23 protein-coding genes are annotated in these 25,891 nt (G+C 29.2%); 17 read left to right on the top strand and 6 right to left on the bottom strand.

Annotated features, from left to right (window positions below):
- Positions 1–62: 62 nt before the first annotated feature.
- From H2279_RS03990 to H2279_RS03975, 4 genes are read right to left on the bottom strand one after another with little or no spacing between them, the layout of a single operon-like run.
- Positions 63–989 (bottom strand): methionine ABC transporter permease, encoded by a 927-nt coding sequence (locus H2279_RS03990; RefSeq protein WP_337195682.1) that lies wholly within the window; start codon positions 987–989, stop codon positions 63–65.
- The gene (locus H2279_RS03985) at positions 986–1,996 is read right to left on the bottom strand and encodes a methionine ABC transporter ATP-binding protein (RefSeq protein WP_337195681.1); all 1,011 of its coding nucleotides are present in this window, start codon (positions 1,994–1,996) and stop codon (positions 986–988) included. Before H2279_RS03985 ends, H2279_RS03990 begins: the two co-directional genes overlap by 4 nt.
- A 3-nt stretch (positions 1,997–1,999) precedes the next feature.
- Entirely contained in the window at positions 2,000–4,618 is a 2,619-nt protein-coding gene (locus H2279_RS03980; protein ID WP_337195680.1) for a valine--tRNA ligase, read from the bottom strand.
- A gap of 29 nt (positions 4,619–4,647) precedes the next feature.
- Positions 4,648–5,694, bottom strand: coding sequence for a hypothetical protein (locus H2279_RS03975; protein ID WP_337195679.1), 1,047 nt, complete (start codon positions 5,692–5,694; stop codon positions 4,648–4,650).
- Positions 5,695–5,819: 125 nt separating this feature from the next.
- Between H2279_RS03975 and H2279_RS03970 the strand changes: the two genes are divergently transcribed.
- The 13 genes from H2279_RS03970 to H2279_RS03910 all read left to right on the top strand — a co-directional run bounded on the left by H2279_RS03970 (position 5,820) and on the right by H2279_RS03910 (position 17,419).
- Positions 5,820–7,844, top strand: coding sequence for an ATP-dependent helicase (locus H2279_RS03970; protein ID WP_337195678.1), 2,025 nt, complete (start codon positions 5,820–5,822; stop codon positions 7,842–7,844).
- Positions 7,845–7,931: 87 nt separating this feature from the next.
- Positions 7,932–8,456 (top strand): thiol peroxidase, encoded by a 525-nt coding sequence (gene tpx / locus H2279_RS03965; protein WP_137624254.1) that lies wholly within the window; start codon positions 7,932–7,934, stop codon positions 8,454–8,456.
- Positions 8,457–8,718: 262 nt separating this feature from the next.
- A complete protein-coding gene (gene napA / locus H2279_RS03960) occupies positions 8,719–11,493 on the top strand; it encodes a periplasmic nitrate reductase subunit alpha (protein ID WP_337195677.1) in 2,775 nt (924 codons plus the stop codon).
- Between the two features lie 17 nt (positions 11,494–11,510).
- Entirely contained in the window at positions 11,511–12,254 is a 744-nt protein-coding gene (gene napG, locus H2279_RS03955; protein ID WP_337195676.1) for a ferredoxin-type protein NapG, read from the top strand.
- A complete protein-coding gene (gene napH, locus H2279_RS03950; protein WP_337195675.1) occupies positions 12,251–13,033 on the top strand; it encodes a quinol dehydrogenase ferredoxin subunit NapH in 783 nt (260 codons plus the stop codon). Before napG ends, napH begins: the two co-directional genes overlap by 4 nt.
- Complete coding sequence (locus tag H2279_RS03945) at positions 13,030–13,554, top strand: nitrate reductase cytochrome c-type subunit (protein WP_337195674.1); 525 nt, start codon at positions 13,030–13,032, stop codon at positions 13,552–13,554. Before napH ends, H2279_RS03945 begins: the two co-directional genes overlap by 4 nt.
- Positions 13,555–13,563: 9 nt before the next feature.
- Positions 13,564–14,478: a WD40 repeat domain-containing protein gene (locus tag H2279_RS03940; RefSeq protein ID WP_337195673.1), complete on the top strand. Its 915-nt coding sequence runs from the start codon at positions 13,564–13,566 to the stop codon at positions 14,476–14,478.
- Complete coding sequence (locus H2279_RS03935) at positions 14,471–14,806, top strand: chaperone NapD (RefSeq protein WP_337195672.1); 336 nt, start codon at positions 14,471–14,473, stop codon at positions 14,804–14,806. Before H2279_RS03940 ends, H2279_RS03935 begins: the two co-directional genes overlap by 8 nt.
- Positions 14,807–14,818: 12 nt before the next feature.
- Positions 14,819–15,004 (top strand): hypothetical protein, encoded by a 186-nt coding sequence (locus tag H2279_RS03930; protein ID WP_137624247.1) that lies wholly within the window; start codon positions 14,819–14,821, stop codon positions 15,002–15,004.
- A gap of 1 nt (position 15,005) precedes the next feature.
- Positions 15,006–15,584, top strand: coding sequence for a LysE family translocator (locus H2279_RS03925; protein WP_337195671.1), 579 nt, complete (start codon positions 15,006–15,008; stop codon positions 15,582–15,584).
- A gap of 53 nt (positions 15,585–15,637) precedes the next feature.
- Entirely contained in the window at positions 15,638–15,886 is a 249-nt protein-coding gene (locus tag H2279_RS03920) for a tetratricopeptide repeat protein (RefSeq protein WP_137624245.1), read from the top strand.
- Positions 15,883–16,329 carry an effector protein CiaD gene (gene ciaD / locus H2279_RS03915; protein WP_337195670.1) on the top strand — a complete coding sequence of 149 codons (447 nt, stop codon included), beginning with the start codon at positions 15,883–15,885 and terminating at the stop codon, positions 16,327–16,329. The genes H2279_RS03920 and ciaD overlap by 4 nt, the downstream gene beginning before the upstream one ends.
- Positions 16,298–17,419, top strand: coding sequence for a CCA tRNA nucleotidyltransferase (locus tag H2279_RS03910; RefSeq protein ID WP_337195669.1), 1,122 nt, complete (start codon positions 16,298–16,300; stop codon positions 17,417–17,419). The genes ciaD and H2279_RS03910 overlap by 32 nt, the downstream gene beginning before the upstream one ends.
- Before the next feature lie 340 nt (positions 17,420–17,759).
- On the opposite strand, the gene H2279_RS03905 is transcribed toward H2279_RS03910, so the two are convergent.
- On the bottom strand, positions 17,760–18,203 hold the full coding sequence (locus H2279_RS03905) for a BspA family leucine-rich repeat surface protein (RefSeq protein WP_337195668.1): 444 nt from the start codon (positions 18,201–18,203) through the stop codon (positions 17,760–17,762).
- A 141-nt stretch (positions 18,204–18,344) separates the two neighbouring features.
- Complete coding sequence (locus H2279_RS03900; RefSeq protein WP_337195667.1) at positions 18,345–21,857, bottom strand: acyl-[ACP]--phospholipid O-acyltransferase; 3,513 nt, start codon at positions 21,855–21,857, stop codon at positions 18,345–18,347.
- 907 nt (positions 21,858–22,764) lie between these two features.
- On the opposite strand from H2279_RS03900, the gene H2279_RS03895 reads away from it, so the two are divergent.
- The 4 genes from H2279_RS03895 to H2279_RS03880 form a co-directional block, all read left to right on the top strand.
- Positions 22,765–23,124, top strand: coding sequence for a hypothetical protein (locus H2279_RS03895; protein ID WP_337195666.1), 360 nt, complete (start codon positions 22,765–22,767; stop codon positions 23,122–23,124).
- Between the two features lie 344 nt (positions 23,125–23,468).
- Positions 23,469–23,942 (top strand): hypothetical protein, encoded by a 474-nt coding sequence (locus tag H2279_RS03890; RefSeq protein WP_337195665.1) that lies wholly within the window; start codon positions 23,469–23,471, stop codon positions 23,940–23,942.
- 210 nt (positions 23,943–24,152) lie between these two features.
- Positions 24,153–25,508, top strand: coding sequence for a hypothetical protein (locus tag H2279_RS03885; RefSeq protein ID WP_337195664.1), 1,356 nt, complete (start codon positions 24,153–24,155; stop codon positions 25,506–25,508).
- Positions 25,509–25,510: 2 nt separating this feature from the next.
- A partial coding sequence (locus H2279_RS03880) for a hypothetical protein (RefSeq protein ID WP_337195663.1) occupies positions 25,511–25,891 on the top strand: 381 nt, incomplete at its 3' end.

Below are 25,891 nucleotides of genomic sequence, written 5' to 3'. Positions count from 1 at the left end.
TCCTTTTTAGATAAATTAGATAAATAATTCATTTTTATATCTAATTTTTATTCATACTTTGCTTAAAAGTTATGAAATAATTTTTTCTTTTTTATAAAAGTAAAAATAAACAATACAATTAAGAAAAAGCAGATTATAAATTGAAAAATGCAGCTTTCTTCATTGTTTAGACTTGATACTATGCTTATGGTAAATAAAACAATCAAAGAAAAAATAATATTTAAGCTTTTGTCATTTTTTGACCAAGAATAAAAAAGATTGCCTAAAATTTGTATGATTTGAACTAAGATTAGTAAAATAATAACAGTTTGTATCATAATTTCTTTATTAAATCGTTCATATCCATAGCGAATAGCAATATCACCAAGTCCGCCACCTCCAACCGTTCCGGCTAAAGCTGAAAAGCCTATGGTAAAGATTAGAATTAGGGTTAAGCCATTGATGATATTAGGCAAAGATTCTACAAAAATAACTTTAAAGATAATTTGTGCATTGCTTGCCCCATAACTTTTAGCAGCTTCAATGATCCCTTTATCAACTTCTTTAAAAGCACTTTCTAAAGTTTTAGCCAAATAAGGAGCCACGCCAATAGCCAAAGGCACAATTGCCGCATCAGTTCCTATGCTCGTTCCAACAATGATTCTAGAAAGAGGCAATAAAATAACAATAAGGATCAAGAAAGGAAAGGCTCTTAAAATATTAATAATAAAATCTAAAATAGAATAAGCAAATTTATTTTGCTTAATACCATTTTTATCCCAAATTGCAAGCAATATCGCAGGGATAATAGCCAAAATAAAGCCAAAAAATACAGACATTAAACTCATATAGATAGTTTCATTTAGTGCGGGTTTTAAGATAAGATCATAATTTTGAGGAAAAGTAAGAATAGAATCTGTCACAACTTCTTTTATATCTTTCCAAGAAATTTCAGAAACAAATTGCGATATTCTACCCAAAAAAGCATTCAAGAAATTTTCTTCATTCATGATGCAAACTCCCACAATACACCGTTTTTTTCTATATAGTTAAGCACTTTATCTTTATCTTTATGATCGATATTGATCACTAAATTTCCTAAGGCTTTGCCGTTTAATTTTTCTATTTTTCCCCAAACTATATTAAAATCTATATTCAAAGTTCTAGCCATATGAGTAATGATTGTATTTTCAACCACTTCTTTAGGAAAGTATAATTTTATATTTAACCCATGTGAAGGTAAAAAGTCGCTTTCGCCTAAAAATTCTTTCATTTTTTGATTGGGTTTTAAGAAAAGCTCATCAATAGCGCCACTTCCTATAATCTTACCTTGTTCTAGTAAAAGCGCCTTTTGTGCTATATCTTTTACCACATCCATTTCATGAGTTACCAAAACCACAGTAATTCCAAATTCAGCATTGATTTTGCTGATAAGCTCTAAGATATTTTTAGTGGTATTAGGATCTAAAGCCGAAGTTGCTTCATCGCTGAGTAGAATTTTTGGATTTAAGGTTAAAGCTCTAGCAATGGCTACTCTTTGTTTTTGCCCTCCGCTTAATTCTTTTGGATAAGCGTTAAATTTATGCTTAAGACCTACAATTTCAAGCAAAGAATGCACTTTTTCATTGATTTCTTTTTCGCTCATGTATTCTTTGTTGAAAATTTTAGAATGAATTTTACATTGAGAAAAATGTGTTCTAAGTGGCATAGCGATATTTTCAAATATATTTTTTCTTTCCATGAGAGCAAAATTTTGAAATATCATTCCTATATCTTTTCTTAGCATTCTAAGTTTTTTAGGATCTTTTTGCTTTAAATCTTTAATCTCTTCACCTAAGACTTTTAAATTTCCTTTTTGATAATCTTCAAGTCCGTTGATGCATCTTAAAAGAGTTGATTTTCCAGCTCCACTATGCCCAACGATGGCATAAATTTCACCTTTGTTGATTTCTAGGGAAACATTATTGATGACAAGTTCTTTTCCGTAATATTTTTTTAAATTTTTTATCTTTATCAAATTTTAACCTCTTAAATTAGCAAGTTCGGCGGATATTTTTTCAAGTTGTATTTGCAAATTTGATAAAGAATTTTTATTTTGCTCTACGACTTCTTTAGGGGCGTTGGCTACAAATTTTTCATTACTAAGCATTGAATTTATCTTAGCGCTTTCTTTTTCAAGTTTGGCTTTTTGGTTTTCAAGTCTTGATATAATCCCGCTAAGATCGACATTATCAAGTGTGATAAAAATTTCTAAATTATCGCTGACATCGCAAATTGCTTTTTCTAATTTCTGATTTGTAAATTCTATATTTTCACATTTTGCTAAAGTTTTTATAAATACAATAGATGAGTTTAATTCTTTTTCAAAAATAGGATTGTTAAGCTTGATATAGGCTTTTTCTATTTTGGAATTTCCTAAATCAATAAGGCTTTTAGCTCTTCGTATGCTTACAATGCTTTCGATCAATAAAGAAAAGGTGTTTTCTATATCATTTTCATTTTGTAAAACGATTTTAGGATATTGCGCGATCATGATGGAAGGGCTAGTTTCTAAGCTTGTATTGCTAAGCTCGTGATATAAAAATTCGCTGATAAAAGGCATAAAAGGATTTAAGAGTTTTAACGCTTCTTTAAAAATACTTCCAAGCTCTTTTACGCTTGATTTTTCAGCTTTGCTAAGTTCTATTCCCCAATCGCAAAAATCATCCCAGAAAAATTTATAAATTGTATTTGCGGCATCATTAAAGCGATAATTGTCCAAATTTTCTCTAACATTTTTAACGCAATTTTGAAATTTTGAAAAAATGTATTTTGCAAGTTTTGATTCTAAACTAATGTGTTCTAAATCCTCAAATTTGCTTTCATTTAAAAGTAAATAATTTGCTGCATTTACGATTTTGTTAGTAAAGTTTCTAACTTGCAAAAGTTTATCGTTACTAAGTTTGATATCCCTTCCTTGTATGGCAAGTAAAGCTAAGGTAAAACGCAAAATATCCGCACTATATTCTTTAATGCTTTCATTAGGATCGATCACATTTCCAAGGCTTTTACTCATTTTTCTACCTTGTTCATCCTTAACAAGAGCATGCAAATAAATATCTTTAAAAGGTAAAGCGTTTAAAGCATTTGTGCTTTGAAACATCATTCTTGCTACCCAGAAAAACAAAATATCAAAGCCAGTTATCAATAAAGAATTAGGATAAAATTCTTTCAAATCTTCCTCAAACCAAATTTGATCTTTGCCCCAGTTTCCATTACCCCAGCCTAAAGTGCTCATAGCCCAAAGTCCAGAAGAAAACCAAGTGTCTAAAACATCCTCATCTTGTTTGAAATTTTTACTTTGGCATTTTGGGCAAATTTCAGGAGTATCTTCGCTCGCCCATTCATGCGTGCATTCGCAATAATACACAGGAATTTGATGTCCCCACCAAAGTTGTCTTGAAATGCACCAATCTTTTAAATCTTTCATCCAAGCGTTAAAGCTATTGATCCAATGATTTGGATAAAATTTACTTTCACCTAAAGCAACTTTTTCTATACTTTCTTTGGCGATTTCTTTTTTAACAAACCATTGTTTTGAAATATAAGGTTCAACGACATTGTTACAGCGATAACAATATCCTACTTGATTATTGTATTCTTCTATTTTTTCTATAAAGCCTAGTTCTTCAAGTTTAGCAACGATTTTCTCTCTTGCATCTAAACGCTCTAAACCTTGAAATTCTAAACAATGTTCGTTTAAGATACCTTTTTCATCAAAAACGGTTATAAAATCTAATTGATGTCTTAAACCAACTTCATAGTCGTTTATATCGTGTGCGGGAGTAACCTTGACCACTCCCGTTCCAAATTCTTTATCAACGTGAGTATCTGCTATAATCTTGATAGCTTTTTGAGTGAGCGGTAAAACCACTTCTTTTCCTATAAGTTTATTGTAGCGTTCATCCTCTGGATGGATCATAACCGCTGTATCACCAAAAAAGGTTTCTGGACGAGTGGTAGCTACGACTAAGTATTTATCACTATCTTTTAAAAAATATTTAATATGATAGAGTTTTCCTTTGTTTTCTTTGTATTCGACTTCAATATCGCTTAAAGCTCCATCATGAGTACACCAATTGATCATATAATTTCCACGAACGATAAGCTTTTTATTGTAAAGCTCAACAAAGGCTTTTTTAACGGCATTAACTAAACCTTCATCCATGGTAAAGCGTAAGCGACTCCAAGCTGGAGTTATGCCTAAAGTTCTCATTTGATCTAAAATTTTACCACCACTTTGTTCTTTCCACTGCCAAACTTTTTCTATAAATTTTTCTCTACCTAATTCTTCTTTTTTAAGTCCTTGTGCAAGAAGTTGCTTTTCGACTACGTTTTGAGTGGCAATACCCGCATGATCGAGTCCTGGCTGATAAAGAACTCTATAACCATCCATTCTTTTATAACGAGTCATTATATCTTGCAAAGTGAAAGTTAAAGCATGTCCGATATGAAGTACCCCAGTTACATTTGGAGGAGGCATCATGATGCAAAAATTTTTATTTTTTTCTTGTATGGATTTATTTCCGTCTATTTCAAAATATCCACGTTCTTTGCAAATTTTATAGTATTTTTCTTCGACTTCTTTATTATATACCATTATAAATATAACCTTTATTTTATAAAAAATTATTTAGATGAAATTTCTACCATTTCACAGAATGGGAAGAAATATTGTGCGAAATTAGCACCCGTTTTTAAACTTTTGATGTGCTTAGAAAATTCGCTACCTTTTCCTTCTTTTTTGATTTGGATACTGATTTTTTTGATTTTTTCTTCACGTGCGATGTGACTATCAATTTCTTGAGGATTATCCATATAAGGTTTGATTCTATCTACGCTTATATATTTATAAGCTTTTCTCATATCTGAAAATATAATATCTTTATTATAAACAGTTAGTTTCATTTCGCCTTTTGGAAGCATTTTTACAAAAATAGCTAGATTGTAATCTTTAGCATTAGTTTGTATAGGCTCTAATATCTCTTTTAACAAGTTAATTCTATAATCACTTAAAAATTTTCCATCTAAAATATATACTTGCATACCTTCGGTGCTTAATTGAGGTTCTAAGCGACTATCTTTTCCGATGGTTAAATATTCTTCAGCGACGCTAAGCTTGTGTTTTTTAGCATTTTTACCTGTTTTATTTTTTAAAGCTTTTTCTTGTTCTAGAAGTTTTCTTTGTCTTTCTATTTCTTTATTTAAAGCTTCTATTTTTGCTTTTTTCTCTTCTTCTGTGATCTCTTTTTTACTTTCAACTTTTTTTTCTGTTTTTTCTGCTACTTTGCTTGATTCTGTTTTATTTGCCACACTTGTATTTTGTTCTTTGATTTCGCTTGATTTTTTTTCAACTTCTTTGCTTATGTTTTGCTCTTGTTGATTGTTTAAAGCAGTACTATTATCTATTTTGCTTTCTACTTTACTTTCTTGTTTTTGATTATAGCTTGGATAAGATGGGGTGTTATAAGCATTGTTTGAATAATTATTATTTATTTGATTAGAATATGAATTTTGCTCATATGTATTTGATTGTGTATTAGTTTCATAATTGTTTGTTGGGGTGTAAGAATAATTTGGTTTTGAGTATTCAAAAAGGTAATAATACATTCCTCCAAGTATTAAAATTACGGCGATTAGTATTCCAGCAATGACAGAAAAAACTTTAAAATTCATTTTTAATTTCCTTTTTTTATTTTAAAAATATTGTTTTATTTTACTACAATCAAATATAAAGAATATTTAAATTTTGTATTTTTAAGTAATTTTTTTTATAATTTTAACTTTTTTCAAGGAGTATAATGCCACTTTCTAGATTAAATGAGGAACAGTATCAAGCTGCGACCGCTGATTTTGGACACAATTTAATAATCGCAAGTGCGGGTACAGGAAAGACTTCTACTATCGTTGCAAGAATATCCTATCTTTTAAGCAAGGGCGTTGATCCGCAAAAAATAATGCTTTTAACTTTTACTAATAAAGCTAGTAAGGAAATGATCAGTCGTTTAAATATTTTTTTTGATAAAAGCATTACAAATAAAATTCTTGCAGGAACTTTTCATAGCACGGCTTATACTTTATTAAAAAATGCAAATAAAGATATTATTTTAAAACAAGCTAGCGAGTTAAAAACTTTGCTTAGAAGCGTTTATGAAAAAAGAACTTTTAGGCATTTAAGTGATATAAAACCTTATCAAGCAAGTTATTTATATGATGTGTATTCTTTGTTTCAAAATAAAGCACATGATCAAGATTTTTTTACTTGGTTTTGTAAAAATTATGAAGAACAAAGTATATATGCTGAAATTTATGAAGATATTTTTAAAGAATACGAAAATGAAAAAAAACGTTTTAATTATGTTGATTTTAACGACTTACTTTTAAATTTAAAAGAACTTTTAAAAGAAAAACAATATGAATTTGATGAAATTTTAGTGGATGAATATCAAGACACAAACACTTTACAAAGCTCCTTAATCGAATCTTTTAAAAGCAAAAGTTTATTTTGTGTGGGTGATTATGATCAAAGTATTTATGCTTTTAATGGAGCAGATATTAATATTATCGGGAGTTTTAAAGAGCGTTTTAAGGATGCAAAAATATTTTCTCTAAATAAAAACTATCGTTCTTCAAGAAGCATTTTAGCTTTGGCGAACAAAGTGATTTTAAACAACGAAAGACTTTATCCTAAAGAATTGGTTGTTACAAGAAAAGATGAATTTAAAGCACCAACTTTATTGACTTTTGAAGAATTGTTTGATCAATATAAAAATATTGCTAAAATGATATTTACAAGTGGAGTAAATTTAGAAGAAATTGCAGTTATTTTTAGAAATAATTCAAGCGCTGATGGGATTGAGGTGGCTTTAAGAGAGCAAGGGATTGCTAGTACTAGAAAAGGTAGTGGAAGTTTTTTTGAAAGTTTAGAGGTTAAAGCTTTTAATGCTATTTTAGCCTTGGCGATTAATCCAAAAGATATCATGGCTTTTATCCATCTTATCCAATACACAAAAGGAGTTGGCGGGGTATTAGCAAAAGAAATTTTTGATGCACTTTTGAAATTAGGACATGGAAATTTAATCAAAGGTTTTTTAGAACCTGATAAAAACGTGAATTTGCAAAATCATCAAAAAAGAAATTATCAACTCGGTCTTTTTGGAGATTTGGATGAATTATTAGATGAAAAACGTTTTAATTTACAGAGTGAATTTAATACTCATCCTATTTTAAAAATTTCAAAAATCAATGATCTGTGTGCTAAAAATTTAGAAAAAATTTATTTTTTTTTAAAAGAAGCTATGGAGATTAAACACTCTTTAGCTTTGGTAAAATTAATTTGTCAAAATTCTTTTTATAGAGAAATTTGCGAAGAACTCGCTATTAAAAGAGCAACAAATAAAGCAGGGCAGGTTGATTTAACAAGAAAAGCTGAAAATTTAGAAAAAATAGAAGGCAAATTAAACGTCTTAAGAGAGCTTGCTAAAAACTATAGTGATATTTATAAATATTACAATTTTTTAACCTTAGGTGCTAGTGAAATGGGCAGCGAAAAAGGGGTTAGCTTATTGAGTGTTCATGCAAGCAAAGGTTTAGAATTTGATCTTGTTTTTGTGGTGGATCTTGCACAAGGTCGTTTTCCTAATCAAAAACTTATGGGGATGGGTGGAAGCTTAGAAGAAGAAAGAAGACTTTTTTATGTTGCAGTCACTAGAGCAAGAAATATACTTTATCTTAGTTATGCAAAATATGATAAAAATAAAAAAACCTCTTTTGCTCCTTCATGTTTCTTAATAGAAGCTGGACTTTGCAAAGCGGAGAAACTTTGATTTTAAAAAAATATTAGTATTCATAAGATATAATTACTCTTAAAACATAATTTCAATGTTTTAAACTATAAATAAAAGGAGAATATTATGAGTTCAGTTAATTTTAAAGGAAGTCCAGTAAAGCTTAAAGGAAATGCTTTAGAAGTTGGAGATCAAGCACCGAAATTAAGCTTAAAAGCAAAAGATTTAAGTTTAGTTGAAATCGGTGCAGCTGGAAAAACTCAAATTATTTTAAGCGTACCAAGCCTTGATACTCCAGTATGTGCTACAGAGGCTAGAGATTTTAATAAAAAAGTAGCAAGTTATAACGGAGCAGAAGTTATTATAGTGAGCATGGATTTACCTTTTGCTATGGGAAGATTTTGCAGCACAGAAGGTATAGAAAATTTAACCGTAGCTAGTGATTTTGTTTCTAAAGAATTTGGTGAAAAATATGGAGTTTTAATCGAAGATACCGCATTAGAAGGTCTTTTAGCTCGTGCTGTATTTGTGATTAAAGATGGAAAAATCGCTTATAAAGAATTAGTCAATGAAATCACAGAAATGCCTGATATATCTAAACTTGATTCTTTTTTCAATAGCTGCGGTTGCGGTGGTTGTGGCTGCCATTAATCTAAATATTTTGGTCACAAGCTTTTGTGACCATTTATAAACAACTAATCTTTTAAAATATATTTTTTCTTTTTTGGTACAGATGTAACCTTTAGGGTATTTTTTATTGTTTTATATTATTTCTTTTTTGTAAAAATTTCTTTTAAAAATGCTATAAAATAGATATTTAAAATTATTATCTTTGCTTGAAAAAATAAAACAAAATTTACATTTAACTGCTATAATTAGCCGACTTTTTATTTTTTTAAAAGGAGAATAGTATATGAATAGAAGGGATTTTATTAAAAATACCGCTATTGCAAGTGCTGCTAGTGTAGCAGGATTAAGTGTGCCAAGTTCTATGCTTGCTAAGCAAGAAGAGAATTGGAAATGGGATAAAGCCGTTTGTAGATTTTGCGGAACAGGCTGTGGAATTATGATAGCTAGAAAAGATGGCAAAATAGTCGCTACAAAGGGAGATCCAGAAGCCCCAGTTAATCGTGGTCTTAACTGTATCAAAGGATATTTTAATGCTAAAATTATGTACGGAGAAGATCGCCTTGTTATGCCTTTAATGCGTGTCAATGATAAAGGTGAATTTGATAAAAAAGGTAAATTTCAACAAGTTTCCTGGAAAAGAGCCTTTGATGAAATGGAAAAACAATTTAAAAAAGCTTATAATGAATTAGGCGTAAGTGGCGTAGGTATTTTTGGTAGTGGTCAATATACTATTCAGGAAGGTTATGCAGCTTTAAAACTTGCAAAAGCTGGTTTTAGAACAAATAATATCGATCCAAATGCAAGACATTGTATGGCTTCAGCGGTTGTAGGTTTTATGCAAACTTTTGGCGTGGATGAGCCATCAGGGTGCTATGATGATATAGAGCTTACAGATACTATCGTTACTTGGGGTGCTAATATGGCAGAAATGCATCCTATTTTGTGGTCTAGGGTAAGTGATAGAAAATTAAGCAATCTTGATAAAGTTAAGGTTGTTAATTTAAGTACCTATTCAAATAGAACTTCAAATATTGCTGATATAGAAATTATTTTTAAACCAAATACCGATTTAGCAATATGGAACTATATCGCAAGAGAAATCGTTTATAATCATCCAGAAGCAATGGATAAAGAATTTATTAACAAGCATTGTGTTTTTGCAACAGGCTATGCTGATATCGGCTATGGTATGAGAAATAATCCAAATCACCCTAAATTTAAAGCCAGTGAAAAAGATACAGTTGAAAAAGAAAATGTAATCACTTTAGATGATGAGGAGGCGACTTCCTTAGCATATCTTGGAGCAAAAAAGGGTGATAAATTCCATATGAAACATCAAGGTGTAGCGGATAAGAACTGGGAAATCTCTTTTGAAGAATTTAAAAAAGGTTTAGCTCCTTATACACTTGAATATACAGCAAAAGTTGCTAAAGGCGATGATGATGAATCTTTAGAAGACTTTAAGAAGAAACTTGAGCAATTAGCAAAATTATACATAGAAAAAAATCGCAAGATAGTAAGTTTTTGGACTATGGGCTTTAACCAACACACTCGTGGTTCTTGGGTTAATGAACAAGCTTATATGGTACATTTATTACTTGGAAAACAGGCAAAACCAGGTTCTGGAGCCTTTTCTTTAACTGGACAACCAAGTGCTTGTGGAACAGCAAGAGAAGTGGGAACTTTTTCACATCGTTTGCCTGCGGATATGGTTGTGGCAAATCCAAAACATAGAGAAATTTCAGAAAAAATATGGAAAGTTCCAGCTAAAACGATCAATCCAAAACCAGGTTCTCCTTTTGTTGGAATTATGAGAGATTTAGAGGATGGTAAAATTAAATTTATTTGGGTTCAAGTAAATAATCCATGGCAAAATACTGCTAATGCAAATCACTGGATTAAAGCTGCTAGAGATATGGATAATTTCATCGTTGTGAGTGATTGTTATCCAGGAATTTCAGCAAAAGTAGCCGATCTTATTTTACCAAGTGCTATGATTTATGAAAAATGGGGTGCTTATGGAAATGCTGAAAGAAGAACTCAACATTGGAGACAACAAGTTTTACCAGTAGGTGCTGCTATGAGTGATACTTGGCAAATTTTTGAATTTGCAAAAAGATTTAAACTTAAAGAAGTTTGGAAAGAGCAAAAAGTTGATGATAAACTCACTTTACCAAGCGTCTTAGAAGAAGCAAAAGCTATGGGATATAACGAAGATAATACTTTATTTGATGTATTATTTGCCAATAAAGAAGCAAGAAGCTTTAAAACAAATGATCCAATCGCTAAAGGTTTTGATAATACCGATGCTAACGGAGATGAAAGAAAAATCGAAGGCAGCGATGGAAAAGAATTTAAAGGTTATGGCTTCTTTGTTCAAAAATATCTTTGGGAAGAGTATAGAAAATTTGGTTTAGGTCACGGACATGATTTGGCTGAATTTGATACTTACCATAAAGTAAGGGGTTTAAGATGGCCAGTTGTTAATGGTAAAGAAACTCAATGGAGATTTAATACCAAATTTGATTATTATGCTAAAAAAGCTTCTCCAAATTCTGATTTTGCTTTCTATGGTGGATTTGATAAAATGTTAGCAAATGGTGATCTAAAAGCTCCGATTGATGAAAAACCACATAGTATTAAAAATAAAGCAAAAATTTTCTTTAGACCATTTATGAAAGCTCCAGAAAGACCTGATAAAGAGTATCCATTCTGGTTAGCAACGGGTAGGGTTTTAGAGCATTGGCATAGTGGAACGATGACTATGCGTGTTCCAGAGCTTTATAGAGCTGTTCCTGAAGCACTTTGTTATATGAGTGAAAAAGATGGAGAAAAATTAGGTTTAAAACAAGATGATTTGGTTTGGATAGAGTCACGTCGTGGTAAAGTAAAAGCAAGAGTTGATATGAGAGGAAGAAATAAACCGCCAGTAGGTCTTGTATATGTTCCTTGGTTTGATGAAAATGTGTACATCAATAAAGTTACTTTAGATGCTACTTGCCCACTTTCAAAACAAACCGATTATAAAAAATGTGCGGTAAAAATTTACAAGGCTTAATCTAAGGGTTGATAAAAATGAAGGGACGAAGAGAGTTTTTTAGCTTTATTTTTAAGGGTGCTTGTCTTTGCACAGCGGGAGGATTTTTAGCTAATATAAAATTAAAGGCTAGAGATGATTTTTATTTACTTCCACCTGGAGCTGAAAATAAAGAAAGATTTTTAAGCAAATGTATCCGTTGTGGGCTTTGTGTTAAAGCCTGTCCTTGGGATACTTTAAAACTTGCTGATTTATTAGATGAACCAAAGACTGGCACACCTTTTTTTAAAGCTAGAGAAATTCCTTGTCATCTTTGCGAGGACATTCCTTGTATAAAGGAATGTCCAACGGATGCCTTAGATAAAAAACATTTAGATCAAGGGATAGAGTCTTTAAAAATGGGTGTTGCGGTTGTGGATTCTTCAGCTTGTATTGCTTTTTGGGGTTTGCAATGTGACGCTTGTCAAAGGGCTTGTCCTTTGATCGATAAGGCTTTAAAATTAGAGTATAAAAGAAACGAAAGGACAGCAAAACATGCCTTTTTAATCCCTGTTGTTGATAATGATGTTTGCGTGGGTTGTGGAATTTGTGAAAAGGTTTGTGTTACTCAAACGCCTTCTATCCGTGTATTACCGCGTGAATTTATCTTAGGAAAAGATTCAAGTCATTATGTAAAGGGCTGGGATAAAGATGATGAAAAACGTTTAAAAAATGCTAACTCTTCTAAACATTTTGACGCTAAAAAAGCACAAGATTATCTTAATGAAGGAGATAATTTATGAAATATTTGATTGCTAGACGCATAGTTCAAATAGGAATTTTATCTCTTTTTAGTTTTAAGGCAACGGATTTTATCTTAAAAGGGGATTTAAGCTCTTCTAAACTTTTTAGCACTATACCTTTAAGTGATCCTTTTGCCATTTTGCAAATCTTTTTAGCGAGTTTGAGTGTTGATTTGACTGCATTATTTGGCGCTATAATCATTGCAATTCTTTATGGAATTTTTTTAGGCAGGGCTTTTTGTTCTTGGGTGTGTCCTATAAATTTAATCACAGATTTTGCTGCTTTTATTCGTTCTAAATTTGGATTTAAGAATAGTAAATTTTTAATTTTAAATAAAAAATTTCGCTATTATGTTTTATTTTTGGTTTTAATTCTTTCTTTTGCATTGTCTTTGCCTATCTTTGAAAGTTTTTCTTATATAGGGATTGTACATAGAGGAATTATTTTTGGTACTACTTCTTGGATATTTATCGCTTTTGTAATTTTTTGCATAGATGCTTTTTTAAGTCCTAGGGCGATTTGTTCTCATATTTGCCCTTTGGGTGCTTTTTATGCTTTAATCTCTCGTTTTGCTTTGCTAAAAATTCAGCATAAAAGTCAAAATTGTACGAAATGTTATCATTGTGTTGGAATTTGTCCAGAAAAACAAGTTTTATGGATGATTGGAAGAGAAGATGCGAAAGTAACTTCGGGAGAATGTATAAGATGCGGTAGGTGTATAGAAGTTTGTAATGATAATGCTTTAAATTTTAATATTTTTGATTTAAGGAAAAATTGATGAAAAAGAAAATTATTTTACTTTCAGCTGCGGCAACTCTTTTTTTGGTTGCATGCGGGGTTAATAATGGATTGAGTTCTGAACAAATTGGACTTAGAAAAGTAAGTTTGGAAAATGAAAATAAAGTTTCCTTAGTGGAAGCAAATTATACCAATTTGCAACCTGGAGAATCGACTCGTTTTGAAAGATCTTATGAAAATGCTCCACCTCTTATTCCACATGCGATTGCAGATATGCTTCCTATTACAAAGGATAATAATACCTGCTTAAGCTGTCATGATAAATCTATCGCTAAAGATGTGGGTGCAACTCCACTTCCAGCAAGTCATTATTATGATTTTAGACACAATAAAAGCACTAAAGATAACATCAGCGATGCGCGTTTTAATTGTACTCAATGTCATGTGCCACAAAGCGATGCTAAACCTTTAGTGGGTAATAGTTTTAAACCTGAATTTAAAAATGAAAAATTGAAAAGTCATTCAAATTTGATCGATGTGATTAATGAGGGTGTAAAATAAAACAATAAAATGAAAAAATTTCTTTTTATTTTGTGTCTTTTTTGTGTTTCGTCTTATGCTTATGAGCTGAAAATAAATTCAAATATAACAGCTTTAAAACTTGATAAGCAAAACTTATATATAGGCACTGATAAAGGTGAAATTTTACTATATGATATTAAAGATAAAAGTTTGAAAGAGCTTTTATCTTTTCCAAAAATTAAAAATTATTATGGCGATGAATTTGCCAAAATTTATAATATTGATATTTTAAAAAACAAACTTTTAATACTTAGCGAGGGTGATTTTGGCTCTAAAAATTTAAGTTTTTACAAAGAGAGTTTGCAAACAAAGAAACTTGAAGAAAGTAGCATAATAAAAGTATTTTTTATCGATGAGGATACTTACCTTTTAATCTCCATTGGTTCTGAAATAGAATTGATTGATAAAAATTTAAATCATATAAAAAATTTTAATTTTTCTTATTCTAGTCTTAATGATGTGATGTTAAGCGAAGACAAAAATAAACTAGTTGCAGGTTTTGAGAGTGGAGAAGTCAAGCTTTTTGATTTGAAAAATTGGAAAATACTGAAAAACTATGATAAAATACATAAAGATAATATTTATCAAGTAGATTTTAAAAATAATGTTATTTTAAGTTGTGGAACGGATAGGCGTGTAGGGATTATAAAAAACAAAGAGCAAAGATTTTTACAAAAAGATTTTTTAATTTATGCTTGCGCTTTAAGTCCTAATGGAGAATTAGCAGTTTATAGCGACAATGAAGCTGGAATTAGCGAAGTTTTTAACACGGATGATTTTAAAACTATTGAAACTTTTAATAATAAAAATTTGATGAGTGAATTTATTATTTTTTTAAATAATAAAGATTTTATCATTTCAGGTTTTGGGGATACCATAATATTTAGGAGTATTGATGAATAATCTTTCTAGTGTTTTAATTACAGCAAAAGAAGAATATATAAATGATCTAAAAAAAGCTATTTCTGAAATTCCTTTTTGTTCAGTAGAGCTTTGTGAAAATGAAAAAATTATAGTTGTGATTGAAAGTGAAAAATTAGAAGATGAATTAAATTCTTATAAAATGCTAGAACAATTGCCAAATATAATCAGCATTAATATGGTTTTTTCTTATCAGGATTTGGATGAGGACATGCAAAAAGCTATAGATAGTGGCGCGATAGAAACAATAGAAAAAAATGAAAAAGCTGAAAATATAAAATATTACGGTAGTATTTTTAATAAAATTTAAAAAAGGTGAAAAATGATATTTTTAATCCCTTTGTTGATCATCGTAGGTGTTATTTTTGGAATAGACTATTTATATTTTAGTGATGAAAATAGTAAAATCGAAACACAAAAGGAAATCAAACAAGAAATGAATTCTAGTTTGAAAGATGAAAGAAGTAAGTATATAGAAGAGCTTTTTGATTCTAAAACAAAACAATAAAATGGATTATTTGTTATTTATCTTTACTTTTGCGAGTGTTTCTTTACTCCCAGGTTTATGCATGAACCTTGCTTTTTCTCTAGGCCTTTCTTTGGGTTATAAAAATGTTTTATGGATGATGATTGGGGAATTATTCGGCTTGGCTATTATTGTTATTTGCTGTGCTTTTGGTGCAAATTTTATTTCTCAACATGCCAATTTATTTAAAATTTTTAAAATATTTGGAGCCTTGTATCTTTTTTATGTGGCTTTTAATTTGATTAAATCTCATGCTAAAATTCATGAAACTAAAATCACCAAAAAGGCTAAATTTTCTCTAGTTTTTCAAGGTTTTATTACTTCGATTACAAATCCAAAAACTTGGATTTTTATTTTATCAATATTGCCTTCATTTTTAAGATTTCATACCAGTGTGCTGTTTTTAACTAGCATGATTTTATTGATCGAATTTTGTTCATTAAATTTATATGCTTTAGGTGGAAGTTTTTTTAAAATTTTTATGAATAAACATTTAAATAAATTAAATAAAATAAGTGCTTTGTGTATTATTATTTTAGCAATTGGCATTATGTTTGATTAAAGGCTAGGTTAAATTGCTTTTTGCTAAAATAAATAAAAAACTACTAGGAAAAATTGATGAAAAATACAATTACTGAAGCGTCTATTTATGAAGCACAAGGGCTTAAGGAAGAAGCTTTAGAAATTTATAAAAATATTTTAAAAAAGGATCCTAGTAATCAAAATGCTATTGATGCTGTTCGCAGACTTAGTGGATTTAGATCCAAACATAAAGATTTAAATGCTCAAATGCTTGATTTTTTTATTAATATGAAAAGCGATACTGAAATCAATGAATTTAAAAGATGGTTGGTAAAAATATGAATTTAGAAGATTTAGCAAAAAAAACAATCAGTGAAGTTAGTTCCATCATGGAAGAGCAAAGAAGACAAAGTGAAATTTTAAAGCAGCAAGAAGAAGACATCGTAAAAACTAATGAAAAAAATGAAGAACCTATTGTAGAAGAGATTTCTCAAGATTTGCAAGATGAAATTATTACGATAAAAGAGCAAGAAATTGAAATTCCAATGCAAAGCAAGGAGAGTGAAAATTTATCGTATGCTTTAGAGGAAAACTCTCATTTTGTTTCTCAAGAACCTCAAAGCTTTAATGAAGAGATATTTTTTAGCAATCTCAGAGAGCGAATTTTAGTTCTTTTTGAGGGCTTAAATAGTGTTAAAAAAGAGGATCTAGAATCAAGACTTAATCTCACAACTAATTTTTTAGAGTTTTTACTTGCAAATATCGAAGATCGACTTAAAAAATAACTCCGATTTAGCTTTTATTGCAAATTTCTTAAAACCTTACACCCAAAGAGCTTATTTAGTAGGCGGTAGCGTCAGAGATATGCTTTTGGGTTTAGAACTTTTTGATTATGATATCGAAATTTATGATATCGATGCAAAACAATTTGATGCTATTATGCAAAAATTAGGTGCAAAAGGTTTTGGTAAAAGTTTTTTTGTGTATAAATTTCGCAATTTTGATTTAGCACTCGCTAGAACAGAAAATAAAATATCCTATGGACATACAGGCTTTGAAGTAAAAATTTGCAATGATGAAAAACTAGGTGCAAAAAGACGAGATTTTACTATAAATGCTTTGATGATCAATATTTTTAGCGGAGATTTTTTAGATTTTTATAATGGCTTGCAAGATTTAAAAGATGGCATTTTAAGACACATTGATGAGCAAAGTTTTCAAGAAGATAGTTTGAGAATTTTAAGAGCTATTGTTTTTGCTTCAAGATTTGATTTTACAATAGCCAATGAAACTTTAAATTTAATGCGAAATATGGATATTAAAGATCTTAGTAAAGATAGAATTAATGCCGAGCTTTATAAATTTTTTAAAAGTTTAAAACTTGAAGTTGGATATAAATACTTACAAGAACTTCATTTGGAAAAAGAAATTTTTAACTTCGAGAGTGATTTTAAAAGCCTAGAATTTCAAAATTTGCTTAAAGAAGCTAGAAAGATCATTAAAGATGAGGCTTTATTTTTATATTTGTATCTTAATTTTTTTAAGTTAGATAAAGAAGTATTTTTTAAAAAAACTAAACTAAAAAAAGAATATTTTAAAAAAGCAAATCAAGCTTTTTATTTGAATGATGTAAATGATTTTGAATTAGCAAAGATCGCTTTTGATATGCCTTTAAAAGAATGGCTAGGGCTTTGGGATGAAAAAAGGGTAGAGCAGGCTAAAAAACTTAAACTTCATGAAAATAAATTTGAGAGTAAAATTGTCACGCAAGATCTTATAAATATTGGATTTTTTGGAAAAGCATTGGGTGAAAAACTTCAAGAATTAAAAGAAAATGAACTTAAAGAATATATCAAACTAAATAAAAACATTTAAAATAAAACGTTTTTTTAGAAATTTTTAAAATAATGATAAAAATTCATAGTAAAAACTTTATTATTTTATAGTTATTTTAATTATTTTTTTCGTGGCTTAAGTTTTTGAAATTTAAGAAAATATGTTTAAAATAAAACAAAAATTGAAAATATAGTTTTGGCTAATTGAACCAAAACTATTATATTTAATCCTCAATTCGAAATTTAAATGCGATAAGATTCCATAATCCAAGATCTTTTTTCAAGCTTTCGCAACCCTCAAACATATTTTCCATCTTTTTGACCTTGCATACATCCTAATTACTGATATCTGCATTAAATTCTTTACAACCATAAAACATCTAACTCATATTTGTAACCTTACTCACATCCCAAGTTTCTATACCACTAAAATCTTTACGCTTATTCCCTCTAAACAAATCTTTAAAACTTTTAATTTTACTCGTATCAAGATCGCCTAAATAAACATTTATATCTTTGATGAGTTTTTTTAATTCGGGTTTTGATTTTGGTGTGTATTTGCAATTTTCATTTAAAAATTTCGATTTATCTTCTGCTTTACTAAGATTAAGAAGTATATGGTAGCGGTTATACTCATCGTTATTTTTTGCATTTTTTTTATTACCGAATTTTTTTCCTAGATCATCAATAACTTGTTGTGGTATTATTGCACCTTGATCAAAAAGATTTAAAACCTTCTCTCTTTTAGCCCTTAATTCTGTTATTGATGCCTTTCTTAATTCTTCTATTGCATCTAAAAGTTGCATATCTAGATCTTGTATCATTTTTTTCCTTTGTTTGTAAATTTTAAATATTTTATCAAAAAAATAAAAAAATTAGATTGATTTTAAGATGAAAGAGTATTTATTATGAAAGTAAGAAATAAAGAGAATAATAAATTTCTCTTTATTAATAAGTTTTTGTTTTTAAATTAAACTTTTCGCTAATTCTTTGGCTCCTTTTAGATCTACTTTTCCAGAACCAAGCAGAGGAATTTTTTCTACTTTAAAATAGCGACTCGGTTTAAAGATGGCAGGCATGTTAGAATTTTTAATCGCTTCGCAAATTCCTTCAAAAAATTCATCATCACATTCAATAAGTAAAGCGATTTGCTCTCCTTTTTTTTCATCTTCTAAAGCTACGGCACAGAATTTAACCACATCAGTATTTATAAATTTAGCTATTTCTTCTTCTAAAGTTCCAAGAGAAATCATTTCACCACCGATTTTTGCAAAACGAGAATAGCGATCAACAATATACAAGAAGCCCTCTTCATCAAGATGCCCTTTATCGCCTGTATTGTACCATCTAATGCCATCAATTTCCTTAATCACTTCATCGGTTTTTTCTTTATTGTTAAGATAGCCCACCATAACTTGATGACCACCTATGAGTATGAGTCCGTCTTCATTTGTTTTAAGGTTTTCATAAGTATTTGGATCGACGATTCTAATCGCTGTTCCTGGTAAAGGCATGCCCACACTTCCTTCTTTGTTTGCACGATGTATGATCCAATAATTCGCATCAAAACGATTTGGAAGATTTACACTTGCTACAGGCGTGGTTTCAGTAGCTCCATATCCTTCGAAAATAGTTTTTTTAAATTTCATTTCAAAAGCACTTCTAACTTCATTTTTGAGTTTTTCAGCTCCTGATACTACAATTCTTAAACTTTCAAACATTAAAGCATCTAATTTTTTATTTCTTGCATAAATTCCTAAAAATGTAGATGTTCCACACATGATGGTTACATTGTTTTTAGCTATGGCTTTAGCTACACCTAGAGCATCGGTTGGATCTGCAAAAGTGACACTTTTAATCCCTTCAAGTAAAGGTAAAAATGTCGTAACGGTTAAGCCAAAAGCGTGAAAAGGTGGTAGGGATGAAAGTATAACATCGCTATTTCTTGTGCATAAAACATCAGAAATTTGAGCAATATTGCTTAAAATATTTCTATTATTAAGCATGATACCTTTTGGTGCGCCTTCGCTACCACTACTAAAAAGTATAGCCGCTATGGCGAGATTGTTTTTAGAAGGAGTGAATATAGCTTTTAAAATACAAGATGGTAAAATACTTACCATTAGCATTGTTCTTAAGATTTTAGCTTTTTGTTTTTTGAAATTATCCACAATATCTTCCATAAAAATCAGATGAATATTTTCATCAAAATTTAATTTTAAGCCTTTATTTTCTAATTTTTCCAAGAATTTTCTTGAGGTATAAATTTGTGAAATTTGTGCGTTTTCTACAGCAGCTTTTAAAGCCTTTTCTCCAGCTGTAAAATTAAGATTGACAACAACTTTTTGAGCAATTAACACTGAAAGATTGACTAAAGAACTTGCAAAGGATGCGGGAAGTAAAACACCCACGCATTCTTCTTTAGGTGCGTAGCTTCCTCTTTGAGTTTGGATATTTAATTTTTGAGTATTTTCTTTTATGAAAGCACTTAAAATCAAACTAAGACTAAGCATTTTTCTATAAGTGATCGCACCGGCTATAGTATCTATAATAGCTATATCGTTAAGATTTCTTTTTGCATTATCAATCCATAATCTAGCGATAGTATGCATAGCTTCACATTGAGATTTCCAAGCCATAAAAGAAAGCTCAAAAACCTTAGCCTTGACTTCATCTTTTTTTGAATGCAAAGACATTGCTTTACCAAAGGCTATAGCTACATTTCTTTTGCTTAAAGTTTTATTTCTAGCAGAAAATTCTTCATCACTCCTAGAAAAAGAGCTTCCCCAAAGTCCTCTTATATAAAAAGGTAGGATAATTCCATCATTTTCCTCTAAATTAGAACAAACGTGTTCAAATCCGGCTCTAAATTCGTTTAATTGCCCATGTCTTGACAATACACCTTCAGGAAATAAGCAAACAAGATTGCCATTTTTAATATATTCTGCGATGAGTTCTAAACTAGCTTTACTTCCTCCGCTTGAAACAGGGATTACACCAAATTTATCCAAAAAGAATTTAATATACCATTTAGAATAAATGCTTCTTTCCATTACAAAATAAACTTTTCTTGGTATAGCCATTTGCACAATGGCCCAATCTATAAAAGAGATATGATTGCCTAAAAGTAGGGCGCCTCCTTTTTCAGGGATATTTTCAAATCCTTCCACAAGCAAACGATATCTTCCTAAAAATGCAATATTTAAAAGAATTCTTATCAGAGAAAATGGGAGTTTATATATAACATAAAGTGCGCCTAAAAGTGAAACAAACATAATAAAATAAAAAAGATAAATCACATCAAGCTTTAAATTTGCAAATAAAGTAGCCAAAACAAGAAAGGCTAACATGGTTATATTTTGTATAAAATTATTTCCAGCTAAAATTTTTCCAAGCTCATTTTCTTTAGCGTGAAATTGTATAAGTGAATTTAAAGGTATGATAAACATTGCTCCACAAAAACCAAATAAAAAGAATAAAAAACTATAAGTGATCAAGCTTGTAAAATAGGGGATGCATAAAGTGATAGCAAAAACACCTATTGCACCTAAAGGAATGAGTCCTAATTCTATATAATTTTTAGAAAATTTTCCAGCCATTAAAGAACCTAAAATCACGCCTATACCAGAAAATCCTAAAGAAATTTGTACAAAAAAGGTATTATCGATTAAAAGTTCATTTTTGCTAAAAACAGGAAAAGTAACAAGATAAAGTTGAGAAATAGCCCAAAATATAGAAATTCCAACGATGCACAACCAAATGATTTTATTTTTAAAAATAAGCTTTAAATTTTTAATCAACAATTGGGCGCTAAGATATTCTTTTTTATTGAATTTCAATTCTTTATCTTCGGTTTTTAATTCCGGTAAGCGACAAGCTAGGTAAAATTCCACCAATGAAAAAAATATAAGTACAAATCCTAAAGGAGCTACTTGTTTTAAAACATCCGAAGGATCATTGCTACTTGTAGGCTGATAGAGATTTTCAAAACTCAATGAAAATACAGCCATTCCAGCTAAAATAGCAACTATGCTAACAGCATTAACCGCACCATTTCCCATAGCAAGAAAATCTTTTCCTACTAGTTCTTTTATAAAGCCGTATTTGCTAGGAGAATAAAGCGCTGCTTGAATTCCTAAAATAAACGTAAAAACAAAGGCAGTCCAAAAAGCTCCATTATAATAACAAGCACAAATAATAATGGTTAAAATCACACTAAAGCCAGCTGAAATTTTCATAATCCAGTTTTTAGGATATTTATCCGCTAAAAATCCCGAAGGGGAAAGCATTAATATAAAAGGGAGTAGTATAAGTGCATTAACAATGGCTGTTAATAAAAGTTGAGTATCTTCTTCATAAATTTTATAAATAGTATTTTGAATAATAATTTTATGCCCCAAATCAACAAAAGCATTGATAAAAGCTACAAGCAAAAAGGGTAGAATACCATTGATTTTCAAAAAAGATTTTTTTTGCATTTTTAATCCTTGATTGTTTTTACAAAAAATATTTTAACATATTTTTCAATACCATAATAAATTTATTATTTTTTAAAATGCACAATAGATTTATTAAAAAAGAATTGTTTATAGAAAATTAAATATAATTAAAATAATATTATTTTATTTTTTTTAATAATTATTTTTTATAAAAGAAGGTTTAATGCAGGATTTAGATGTATTTTATTAAATTAATATTTTACTTATATTTTAGGAGTAAATTTGCAAATTCCTATTTATTCTAAATTCAAAGTAAAACTAGAAAGCAAAGGTTTAGATAGTATAATAAGTGGTCAAATTGCTTGGTTTGTGTGTAGTATAGGTATTTTTATCATTCCCATGATATATTTTTATATCAGTAATAATTATGATCAATTCACTATTTTATTTATTATGCTATTTATTTTTATATTAAATATGCTTTATGGAAAAAATTTTTTGCATTATTATTACTTGTGATATTGGTATTTATATATATGAAATATTATGAATTTATTCATAATTTTAAAATTTTGTTTATGATTTTTATACCTATGATTCTTGTTTTTTAAAAGGCTTGGAGAATTTTAATAACTTTTTTATTCGGATATATTTTTTTAGTAACTATGGTATATATATTTGAGTTATTAGGAGGATTTTATAAATGAGATATTATGCAACGATTTATATCGATCCATTAGTGGAATGTTTTTTAGATTTTCAAAATCAATGCTACTGACAAAGAGAAGACTTTACCCACGCCTTTTTAGGGCTTACCAAAGGCAAAAGTCCTGATGGGTTAGATAAAATTATGGAAGTAAAAATTTTTTAAGAGAATTTAGCTTAGAATAGAGATTTTATTTTGAAATAAAAATTATTGCAAAATTTAGAAAACTAAGGAATTAAAATGGCATTTACTCAAAAATGTGAAGAATGTGGCGAAGATATAAATAAAACTGAAAGTTTATCGATATTTCAGTCTTTTTTAGAAGGCGGGATTATTGAGTGTAAAAAATGCAAAACGCGTTATAAGTCTAAATACAAAACTGCAGTTTTGGATGGAATGATACCTATATTCGCCATTGTTGTTATTGCAATTATGGTGGTAGATCTTTTGCTTTTTTTTGTTGGGGTTACATTAAAGGGTATGATAATACCGACTTTGGTGCTTTTTGTGCTTTATAATATTTTGGGGACTTATTTGATGCCATTAAAGAAAATTGATAAAAAAGATGAGCTGTTTTTTGACATTAAAGATGAATTTTAGCATTTTGATAATTTATAATCAGATTTTTTATATGTTTTAGAGCGATAGACATTTTACTATATAGTCACTTATGATTATAGTTTTTAGGTGGAAAAATATTATAAATTTAAATTTTATAAAATAAGGATTCTTTATGAAGTATTTTGTAACAATTTAATCCATCCTATGAATTGGAACATTCCCCACGCCTTCTTAGGGCTTACCAAAGGTAAAAGTCCTGATGAGCTGGATAAAACAGATGAAACATTAAAACAAGAATATCTTAAAAACAAAGAAATTAAATTAATAAAAAATATTAAGCAAATTAGTTATAATAAAACAATTTATCTATATTAGGAGTAAATTTGCAATTTCCTATTTATTCTAAATTCAAAGCAAAACTAGAAAGCAAAGGTTTAGATAGTGTAATAAGTGGTCAAATTGCTTGGTTTGTTTGTAGTTTGGTTATTGCTTTTATAGGCTGTGTTTTTATATTTTTTAAAACTATATATGAAAATGATGAAAATTTATTTTCAGCAATCTCGAATTTAAGTATATTAAAAATCTTTGTTCTTATCATATACTTTTGTATTCCTTTTAATTTATTATATATTTATAATGCTGTTCCTTTGGTTTTGTCCGTAGTGTTCATATCTTTGATAATTTATTTTTCTAGCTTAAGCTTATTTGTTATTAGTTTGTGCGGTATAGGAGTATTTTTCTTAATATCCATTTTTAAAACAAAGCTTATGTTTAGTGTTTTGTTATTTGTTATGAGTTATGTCTGCTCATCGTTTCTGCTTCAAGCGATTGCATTGTTTGGAGGATTTTATAAATGAAGTATTTTGTAATAATTTATATCCATCCAATGAATTTTACATCCCTCATGCATTCATCTCATACTCATCTAGATGAAAAGGATAAACAATGAAAGGTGTGATATTTAAAAAAAAGAACTAGACTTTTGGAAAAAATTTTACGAAAAACATGCAAAAGATGCTTTAAATTTTACAAAATACGATTCAGATAAAGAAGCTTGGCTAAAAGAGATGCACAAAACCATCACTTCTTACAAACAAGCTCCTAGTAATGGTATAGTATGGACTAAAGAAGAAAAAGAACTTTTTGAAAGTCTTTCTTTAAACGAACAAAGAAAAATGATAGTCAAAAAATCAGAATTAAAATCTGTTTTATTCCCTTATGTTAATGTAGATTATAAAGCTTATGAGTATTCTACAAGAAGTAAAGAAAGTGGAAAAGAAAGCTTTGAAAAAGCAAAAGCATTATTAAATAAAAATAAGGATAAAGTTTTTAGTAGGCTTGATAAAACAACAAGTGAAAATATACTGCATTTTTTTAGAATTGCTTATAAAAGTGGAAATTTAGAAGCAGGGGTGAATTTAGCTAAACTTTTATTTAAAAAAGCAAAATCAAGTGATTATGAGGGAGTATTTGATGATATTAGAGAAAGTGTAAAAATCACTAAAGATTTATTAAATCACAATATCCCAGAAAATGCTTATCATTATTATACACTTTATAAATGGAGTGATGATACAAGTCGTTTTTATCATAAAGAACTTACAAGTTCTATTTTAGGTTTAATCAGAGAAGAAGCAAAGGATTGCTACAACTATGCACTAGAATGTGTGGTGTGGGAAGCTATCGATGAAGAAGCACAAAGAAATGATAGAGATCTTTTAGGGGCTGAGCTTTACTTAGCGGCTGCTATTAAATATCAAAGTCCTATTGCCTTTTTTAAAGCAGCACAATTTTATGCTCCTTCAGGCTTAACTAGAGAAGTATTAGATTATGCTTTGATCCCTTATAATGCCTCTTTAAGGTGTGCCATTGCTTTAGGAAGCAAAGAAGCTTTGGAAACTCTAATTTCTAATTATAAAAATGGCTTAAGAATGATGAGAAAAAATCCTTTACAGGCACAACTTTTAACCACTCATCAAGAACAAAGAAAACTTATCAATGGGCTTGATCCTTATTTTGATGAGAGGTTTAAACCTGAATATATTATTGATTATGGTTCTCTGATTTCTTTGGGCTATGGTGGAACCATAGTTTATCCAGGCATTTCAAGATTGGTATCACAAGGAAGAATTAAAGATCCAAGAGATAGTGATGCTACTAAAGAGAGTATTAAAGAATATTATTTAACAGTATGGGAGATGTTGGTTTCTTTATTAGGACTTTTAAAATTCGTACCAATAGAAGAAGATGTTTTTTATTATATAGGTACCCAAATCTACTCCAAACTTATTTATGGTTATCCTTCCGCAAGGCCTTATGTCTTTCCTAAAGAAATACTGGATTTACCAATAGATTTTAGTAAAGGATTAGAAGGCTATGGTATAGATCCTAATAAAAATAATAATGAAAACACAGAGGATTAAAAATGCAAAGTATTAATTTAGATAGAAGAAAAGCTTTAAAGAATTTAAATCAAATAGCACTTTTAGGCTTTGGTGGATATATACTTCTAAAACAAAATTTTATGGATTTGTCTTTAACAAATGAAGTTTGTTATAATGATATAAAGTTAAGCTCTTTAGAGGATTTAAAAAGCTATATTAAGCTAGATATTAATTTAAATCAAATTTGCAAAGAAGCTTTTATTTATAAAGACTATGAACTTTTAAAAGAATATTTTTTAAATCCTAGCCTTTATTATAATAAAAATAAAAAATTATCCTTTAAAGAATTAAAACTTGAAAATAAAAGTTTATTTATCAAAGCTCCTAAAAGTTTTATAAAAGCCTTAGAAAACCTTATAAAA

The organism is Campylobacter sp. B0100352/1 (assembly GCF_020135855.1).
Lineage (GTDB): Bacteria > Campylobacterota > Campylobacteria > Campylobacterales > Campylobacteraceae > Campylobacter_D > Campylobacter_D taeniopygiae.
Note: the sequence above shows the minus strand (reverse complement) of the source record. Positions and strands in the feature narration are given on the sequence as shown.